Here is an 8,104-nt window from a genome sequence, read left to right as displayed (position 1 = left end):
AATCCATATAATTTAAGCTTTTTAGACATAGAAGAAAAGTTTGAGCAACACGATGCTTTACTTTTTGGAAGTATAGGAGATAATACCATTCGTGAGAAAGTCTATAACAAACTAATTGCTGTAAAAGAAGAAATATTTACGACTTTACAACACCCAACTGCAATTGTTTCCAAAACAGCTACAATTGGAGTGAACACTTTAATTTCTGCAGGAGCAATAGTAAATCCATTGACTGAAATTGGAATTGGATGTATTATCAATACTGGCGCAATAATAGAACACGAATGTAAAGTAAAAGATTTTGCCCATATAGCTCCTGGTGCTGTTTTAGCAGGAAACGTTACAGTCGGAGAAAGAAGTTTTGTAGGAGCTGGAGCAGTTGTGAGACAAGGAGTGACTATAGGAAAAGATGTTATCGTTGGTGCTGGTGCAGTTGTGGTGAAAGATATTCCAGATGGTCAAACTGTAGTTGGAAATCCAGCGAAACTACTGATTTAAATTTTTAAGCATTTAATGATATAGTTCTAGATTATTCGACAAACAAAAAAGAGTTCACAAATCAACGAATTAACAATTTAACAACAATAAAAATGATTCCCTTATCAATCCCAAAAATCGAAGGAAACGAGTCGAAGTACGTCCTTGATTGTTTAACAACTGGTTGGATTTCATCAGCTGGTAGTTATGTTACGCAATTTGAAGAAATGGTTGCTGAATATGCAGGTGCCAAATATGGCGTTGCTTGTATGAACGGAACCGTTGGTTTGCATATTGCCCAAATCTTGTTGGGTGTTACAGCAGACGTTCATGTTATCGCTCCCAACATTACATTTATTGCAACATTGAATGCGATAAAATACACAGGAGCACAACCCATTCTGATTGATGTCGATGCAGACAATTGGCAAATGGATTTAGATTTATTGGAGAAATACCTTCAAGAAAATACAGAATTAAAAACGTCTAACAACGGAACTTTTAGTTTTGACAAATCAACAGGGAAAAGAGTTCGAGCGATAATGCCTGTCCATGTTTTAGGGAACATTGGTGATATGAAACGCTTGCTCGCTATTGCTGAGCAATATCATTTAGACATCATCGAAGACAGTACAGAAGCGTTAGGAAGTACCTATGATGGAAAACACGCAGGTACCTTCGGTAAAATTGGAGTTTTTAGCTTTAATGGAAATAAAATCATTTCTACAGGAGGAGGTGGAGTTATAGTAACAGATGATGAAGAAATAGCAAAACGCGCTAAACATCTGACCACCCAAGCAAAGGTCAGCGCCATGGATTATATACATGACGAGATTGGTTATAACTACCGTTTAGTAAATGTACTCGCTGCAATTGGAGTGGCTCAAATGGAAACTTTCCCAGAAACGTTAAAAGCGAAGAAAAAGATGGATGCGTTTTACCGTGAACACTTAAATGGAGTTGGCGATATACAATTTCAAGAAATTCCTGAAGGAGCAGATCCTAACTGTTGGTTATTTACATTTAGTACATCTCGCATGAGAGAGTTATTAGATTATTTAAACCAAAACGGAGTACAATCCAGACCATTTTGGATGCCTATGAATCAATTGGCCATGTTTAAAGACGATATTTACATTAATAAGAATGATGTTTCTGCATCTGTTTATGAGAACAGCATTAGTATTCCAAGTTCGGCTGGGATAACGAAAGAGCAGTTGGAGACGGTGGTTAGGACGATTAAGGAGTTTTATAGTAAATAGGTATTAGGTATTAGGTATTAGGTATTAGGTATTAGGGAATAGGTATTAGGTTTTGATTTCGGTTCACATCATGCCTAGAACCTCCATGTCACTTCGAGTGGTTTTGAAGCGGATTTAGTGAATAGTGAATAGATAAATAGGAATTAGGCATTAGGTTTGATTTCGGTGCGGTTCATGAATAGAACCACCATATCACTTTACCGAAAACAAAAAGTCCCCTTTAGGGGATTTAGGGGTCGGGATTAGTGATTAGTATTCTAGTAGTTAGTAAATAGTAATTAGTAGTTAGTTTTAATTTCGGTTCAGTTGATACATAAAACCTCCATGTCACTTCGAGTGGTTTTCGAAGCATGAGAAAATTGTATCGAGAAGCATTCGTTCTCAAACTACCATTTAAATAATTCAAAACTAATCACAATATAAAATTGAAATTAAAATAAGTATTTTTGCCTTTGACACAGTCAGAATACAAACCAAAAGAAAATAAAAACATGCATATAATTGATATACCACAGTTTATAAATACGCATATTACAAAGCGTGCAGAAAGCCTTTTTGGAAAGGACATCGAAGCGAATAAAGAAATTTTAAGTAAAAAAATAGCGGGTAAATCCGTATTAGTAATTGGGGGGGCTGGTACGATTGGTTCTTCTTACATCAAAGCCATTCTAAAGTTTAAACCAGGGAAGTTATTTGTGGTTGATACCAACGAAAATGGTTTAACAGAGTTAACAAGAACATTGCGTTCAGATGCTAACATGTATGTGCCAGAAGATTATAGAACCTACCCAATGAATTTTGGAGATCCTGTATTTCGCAAAATGTTTTTGGCGGAAGGGCCTTTTCATATCGTGGCTAATTTTGCCGCTCACAAACATGTAAGAAGCGAAAAAGACAAATATTCTATTGAGGCTATGATTGAAAACAATGTCTTTAAGGCGAAGGAGTTTTTAGATTTATTGACAGAGAATAAGCCAGAGCATTTCTTTTGTGTTTCTACAGACAAAGCTGCAAACCCAGTTAACGTAATGGGAGCGAGTAAAAAGTTAATGGAAGAAGTTATTATGTCATATAGTAACGAATTACAAATTACCACTGCACGATTTGCGAATGTAGCCTTTTCTAACGGTTCACTATTAGCTGGTTACATTGAACGTTTACTTCAAAACCAGCCAATCTCATGTCCTGCTGATGTAAAACGATTTTTTGTATCGCCAGAAGAAAGTGGTCAAATCTGTATGTTAGCTTGTATGCTAGGAAACTCAGGTGAAATCTTTTTCCCAAAATTAGCAGAAGAAGAAATGGCCTTTTTTAAGGATATCACTATTGATTTCTTCAAAGCATCAAACCGTCCAATTGTAGAATGTAAATCTGATGTTGAAGCCAAAGAATTAGCATTAACAACGACAGACAAAGATCCATATCCTGTGTATTTTTTCAAAACAGATACTTCTGGAGAAAAACTATACGAAGAGTTTTATACAGATACGGATGTAGTGGATCAAGATACGTATGATAGTTTGGGTGTGATTAAAAACGCTAGAAAATTATCGCAAGACCAAATTTCTGCTACGATCATCGAGCTAAAATCCCTAATGGATTCTGGAACGTATGACAAAACAGCTATCGTAGATTTATTAAAACAACACCTTCCTGATTTTGAGCATATTGAAACAGGGAGGAGCTTGGATCAGAAGATGTAGGCGGTAACTTACTAATTAAATTTATAAAGAATGTATAAATTATTTAAACGACTTTGTGATATTATTGTATCCGGGGTAGCCTTATTAATCCTAGCACCATTGCTAATCCCAATCATGATTGGTTTAAAACTGACGGGTGAGGGGTATATTTGGTACAAGCAAGAACGTGTAGGTTATAAAAACAAACCGTTTTTAATTTGGAAGTTTGCGACCATGCTTAAGGACAGTCCGAATATGGCTGGGGGGATAATGACCACAAAAAAGGATCCAAGAATTACCCCTATGGGAGGTTTTTTACGTAAAAGTAAGATTAACGAATTGCCTCAGCTTATAAACATCTTTAAAGGCGATATGAGTGTTGTTGGTCCGCGACCAGTGATGCAAAAAAGTTTTGATGCCTATCCGGAAGACGTAAAGCAAGTAATTTATAACGTAAAACCGGGACTGACAGGTATTGGGTCGGTAATCTTTAGAGATGAAGAGGAGCTGATTACCGAAGTGAAAAATAGAGGAGAGGATACCTGGGCATTTTATGCAAATAAAATCTATCCGTTTAAAGGGCAAGTGGAGCAATGGTATCAAAAAAACGAGTCGTTTATGGTGGATGTCAAACTGATACTGGCAACGGCTTGGGTTATACTAAATCCGACCAGTGAAATTGTATACAGTTGGTTTAAAGACTTACCAAGACGTCCGTTTTAAGGTAGTAACAGTTAATAGCATTTTATAACAGACTATTAGACCGTTGAGGTCTCGACTATATTTATTTAAGAAATACTATATTTATAGGCAATTAGGGTTGTGGTGTTCCAAATTGTTACTATTTTTGCACTCCTTTAATTAGGGCCAATACTGCGTGGTAAAGCGCTGCTAATAGCTTAAAATCAGGCTTGCCACGCCTAAATAACCATTGAAGATTAATTAGTTTATGATAAAACAACATTTAAGTTCATTACTCAGTCTGGTAGTGCTTGCCATGCTACTTAGTAGCTGTGTGAGTAATAAGGAGATTTTATACTTTCAAGATGCCGATTCTTACAAAGAAACGAACATTGAATACCGTGAAAATACAGTACAGCCTAACGATATCTTATCCATTACCATCAGTGCAGCAATACCTGAAACTGCTATTCCGTATAACCGGACTACAAACACGAATTTTGGTACCAATCTTGAAATTTTAAAACTACAAGGGTATTTAGTTAATGCTGAAGGCTTTGTGGCTATTCCTGTTTTAGGAAAAGTGGAAGCGAGAGAGAAAACCACATCACAGTTGGAAGTGCTCATAGCTGAGCAGTTGGAGACCGGAGGGCATTTGGTAGATCCTATTGTTTCTGTACGTTTATTAAATGCTAAAGTAACGGTGCTAGGTGAGGTGGTGCGTTCGGGAACCTTTACTTTTACCGAACAAAATATCTCTGTACCACAGGCTTTAGGTTATGCTGGTGATTTAACCATAAACGGCCGCCGCGATGATATCTTGCTTATACGTGAATTGGATGGCGTGCGTAGTATTTCGCATATCGATTTAACCACTGCCAATTGGATGGAAAACCCGGAGTATATGATTCGACCTAACGATGTACTGGTAGTACAACCTAACCGTGCCAAGGTGAAAACAGCTGGTTATGTTGGGAATGTAACAACCATTGTATCTATTGCTTCGCTACTTTTAAGTGCCACTATTTTATTGACCCGATAACCGTATATTATGTATAATCAATTAGAACAGGAGTCTGACAACGAGCAGATCGATATCAAGTCTATTATACGCCAGTATTTAGCCTATTGGCCTTGGATTGCAGTCTGTGTATGTATCGCTTTAGTTGGCGCCTTTTTATATCTTCGATACACACCTGAAAGTTATAATACAACGGCGAAAATTAAAATTTTAACCGAAAAGGAAGCGACAGATTTGGCCTTGGACTTAGATAAAATTCTAGGAAAGGGCAATGTGAATTTGGAGAATGAACGTGCCGTTTTAAGTTCTTTCCGCTTAAACAAACAGGTAGTAGAACAATTGAATCTACAGGTGTCTTATTTTCAGTCGGGGCGTATCAATGAAAGTGCAGTATACAACGCGCCTTTTATTGTGAGCTATGTGCCCGAGGCAGATACGGCTGAAGTCGATCTGAATTTTGAAATTACCATTAAAGACCGTGGTTATAAATTAACCCACCTCCCAACCGAAAAGAGTGTGGAGACCGCGACGTATTATGTAGAAACAGCAACGGCACAATTTCCATTTACCATCAAACCACGGGACGTAGGGAATATATCCCCTGGTGAGAACCCAACTTACAGAGTGGCGATTACTAGCGTAAGTAAAGCGACTCAGAATTTGTTAAGCAAAATTAGTGTTTCCCCCGACGGAAAGAATAGTGATATTTTAATTTTAAGTTTAGACGCTACCAGCAAAGAACAAGCCCAAGCGATATTAAATACGTTGGTAGAAGTCTATACCGAAGATGGTATTTTAGACCGTCAAGAAGTCTCTAAGCGAACCATTGCTTTTATAGACGAACGTTTTAAATTTTTGGCGGGTGAACTGGATTCTATAGAAGTAGCAAAAGGGAACTATAAGCAAGGCAATAACATTAGTATATTTGAAGCGGATGCTGCCTCTGTACTTGAAAAACGCGCCGTAAAAGACGAGCAGCTTTTTGAGGTGGAAACCCAATTACTGTTAGCAGACGTTTTACAAAAAAGTATGGCTAGTGATGAGAATTTTAATTTGCTACCGGCAAATATCGGTTTAAATAGCACAGCGGTAAATGATTTGGTAAGCGATTACAATAGCTCCGTACTTGAATACAACAAGTGGAAAGCCAGTGCTGGTGATAATAACCCGAAGGTTAAGATCCTTAAACAGGCCATTTTAGATTTAAACGCAAATATTGGGAGTTCACTTCGTGGGTATAAAAACCAATTGGAACAAACCGTAAAACAAAACAAACGCGCCCAATACTCGGCACAGCAATCGTTTGAAACGCTACCAAATAAAGAAAAAATACTGCGTAGTATAGAGCGTGAGCAGTTACTAAAGGAAAACCTCTACTTACTACTGTTACAAAAACGTGAGGAAGCCGCTATTACCATGGCAGTGACCTCGCCAAACGTTAAGATTATAGATTATGCTATTACGAATTCTATTCCTGTTGCTCCTAAGAAGAAGATAATTGTTTTAGCAGCGTTACTCCTGGGGGTACTTGTACCTGTTGGTGTTTTATACCTTAAGTTTTTAACCAATACCAAGATTTATATTGGTAAAGATATAGAAGCCATTAACCCCAATAGTCCTATTTTGGGAGAAATCCCTTCTATTGCAGATCCAAAAGATTTACTAAAAGACACTGTCGGGACTAGCCAAACAGATGAAGCGTTTAGAACCTTAGTTCATAACTTAAACTTTATGATTTCGGCGCTACCACAAGAAGGGGGACGTGTTATTGCTATGACTTCTTCGGTGAAAGGGGAAGGTAAAACTACCGTGTCTTTTAATGTGGCACAAACGTATTTTCAATTAAAAAAGAATGTGTTATTAGTGGGTGCGGATTTAAGAAACCCGCAGTTACACCCTTTAATTAATGAAACTAAAGAAACCGCTGGACTATCGAACTATTTAAGTGATAACAGCACCAAATGGGAAGACTTAGTATTAACTCGTAAGCGAGAAAGTGAACGTTTTGATATTTTATTATCAGGACCAATCCCACCAATGCCAACCGTATTGTTATCAAGTCAGCGCTTTAAGGATTTTATTCAAGAAGCACGACAACAGTACGATTATGTGATTATAGATACTGCACCAACGGTGCTCGTGGCAGACACCTTAACTTTCGCCGATCAAGCGGACTTTACAGCGTATGTGGTGCGTTCTGGGGTGACTATAAAACCGCTTATTGAGTTTTCTAAGAAATTAGTAGACCAAAAGAAAATTTCTAACCTGGGGTATATTGTTAACGATGTGAGTAATCGTCGCGGGCAAGGCCATAATTATGGCTATGGTTATGGGTATTCTGCTGAAGAACCTAAAACACCATGGTATCAGTTTTGGAAATAAAATAAATAGAGAGTAAAAAAAATGTGTATCCTTTTAGTAGAAAAAGATACACATTTTTTCTTTTTAAACGGTGTTGTTAATAGTAGTTAGTAGCTAGGGGTTAGTAATTAGTTTTAATTTCGGTTCGCATCATGCATAGAACCTCCATGTGTGGTTTGAGGGAATTTGGAGAAGTTGGAAGCTGGAAGTCTTAGTGACGCGATGCTCGTTATTTTGTCATTGACTGCGTCGAATCTTCGATTTCTGAGCAGTGAAGAATCTTGTGCTACATGTGACCTCGATCAAAAAAGACTTCATAACTTCAATTCAAGTACAGATTCTTCAGTCGTAAAAAGTAAATAGTAGCTAGTAAATAGTAGTTAGTTTTATTCTTGGTTCACATCATGCATAGAACCTCCATGTCACTTCGAGTGGTTTTCGAAGCATGAGAAAATTGTATCGAGAAGCAAGGTTAGAAGATAGAAGCTGAAAACTGAAATCTAGAGGTTGGAAACCGGAAGTCTTAATTACGCAATGCTCAATGTCTTGTCATTCTGAACGCAGTGAAGAATCTTGTGTTTAAAACAACCTCGAACAAAAAGGACCTCAAACTTCAATTT

6 protein-coding genes are annotated in these 8,104 nt (G+C 37.4%); all 6 read left to right on the top strand.

Annotation, left to right across the window (positions count from 1 at the left end):
* Nucleotides 1-498, top strand: a 498-nt coding sequence (locus tag BLV64_RS13925; RefSeq protein WP_143034180.1) for a NeuD/PglB/VioB family sugar acetyltransferase, incomplete at its 5' end; no start/stop codon positions are given.
* Between the two features lie 92 nt (nt 499-590).
* The gene (locus BLV64_RS13920; protein ID WP_092136618.1) at nt 591-1,739 is read left to right on the top strand and encodes a LegC family aminotransferase; all 1,149 of its coding nucleotides are present in this window, start codon (nt 591-593) and stop codon (nt 1,737-1,739) included.
* A gap of 452 nt (nt 1,740-2,191) precedes the next feature.
* Complete coding sequence (locus BLV64_RS13915) at nt 2,192-3,442, top strand: polysaccharide biosynthesis protein (RefSeq protein WP_245705922.1); 1,251 nt, start codon at nt 2,192-2,194, stop codon at nt 3,440-3,442.
* 30 nt (nt 3,443-3,472) lie between these two features.
* Nucleotides 3,473-4,144, top strand: a complete 672-nt coding sequence (locus BLV64_RS13910) for a sugar transferase (RefSeq protein WP_092136616.1) — start codon at nt 3,473-3,475, stop codon at nt 4,142-4,144.
* Between the two features lie 226 nt (nt 4,145-4,370).
* Entirely contained in the window at nt 4,371-5,144 is a 774-nt protein-coding gene (locus BLV64_RS13905) for a polysaccharide biosynthesis/export family protein (RefSeq protein ID WP_092136614.1), read from the top strand.
* Between the two features lie 9 nt (nt 5,145-5,153).
* Nucleotides 5,154-7,505 carry a polysaccharide biosynthesis tyrosine autokinase gene (locus BLV64_RS13900; protein WP_092136611.1) on the top strand — a complete coding sequence of 784 codons (2,352 nt, stop codon included), beginning with the start codon at nt 5,154-5,156 and terminating at the stop codon, nt 7,503-7,505.
* The last annotated feature ends 599 nt before the right edge of the window (nt 7,506-8,104 follow it).

The sequence above is a fragment of the Bizionia paragorgiae genome (genome assembly GCF_900107625.1).
Lineage (GTDB): Bacteria > Bacteroidota > Bacteroidia > Flavobacteriales > Flavobacteriaceae > Bizionia > Bizionia paragorgiae.
This window is presented reverse-complemented; position numbering and strand designations above follow the sequence as displayed.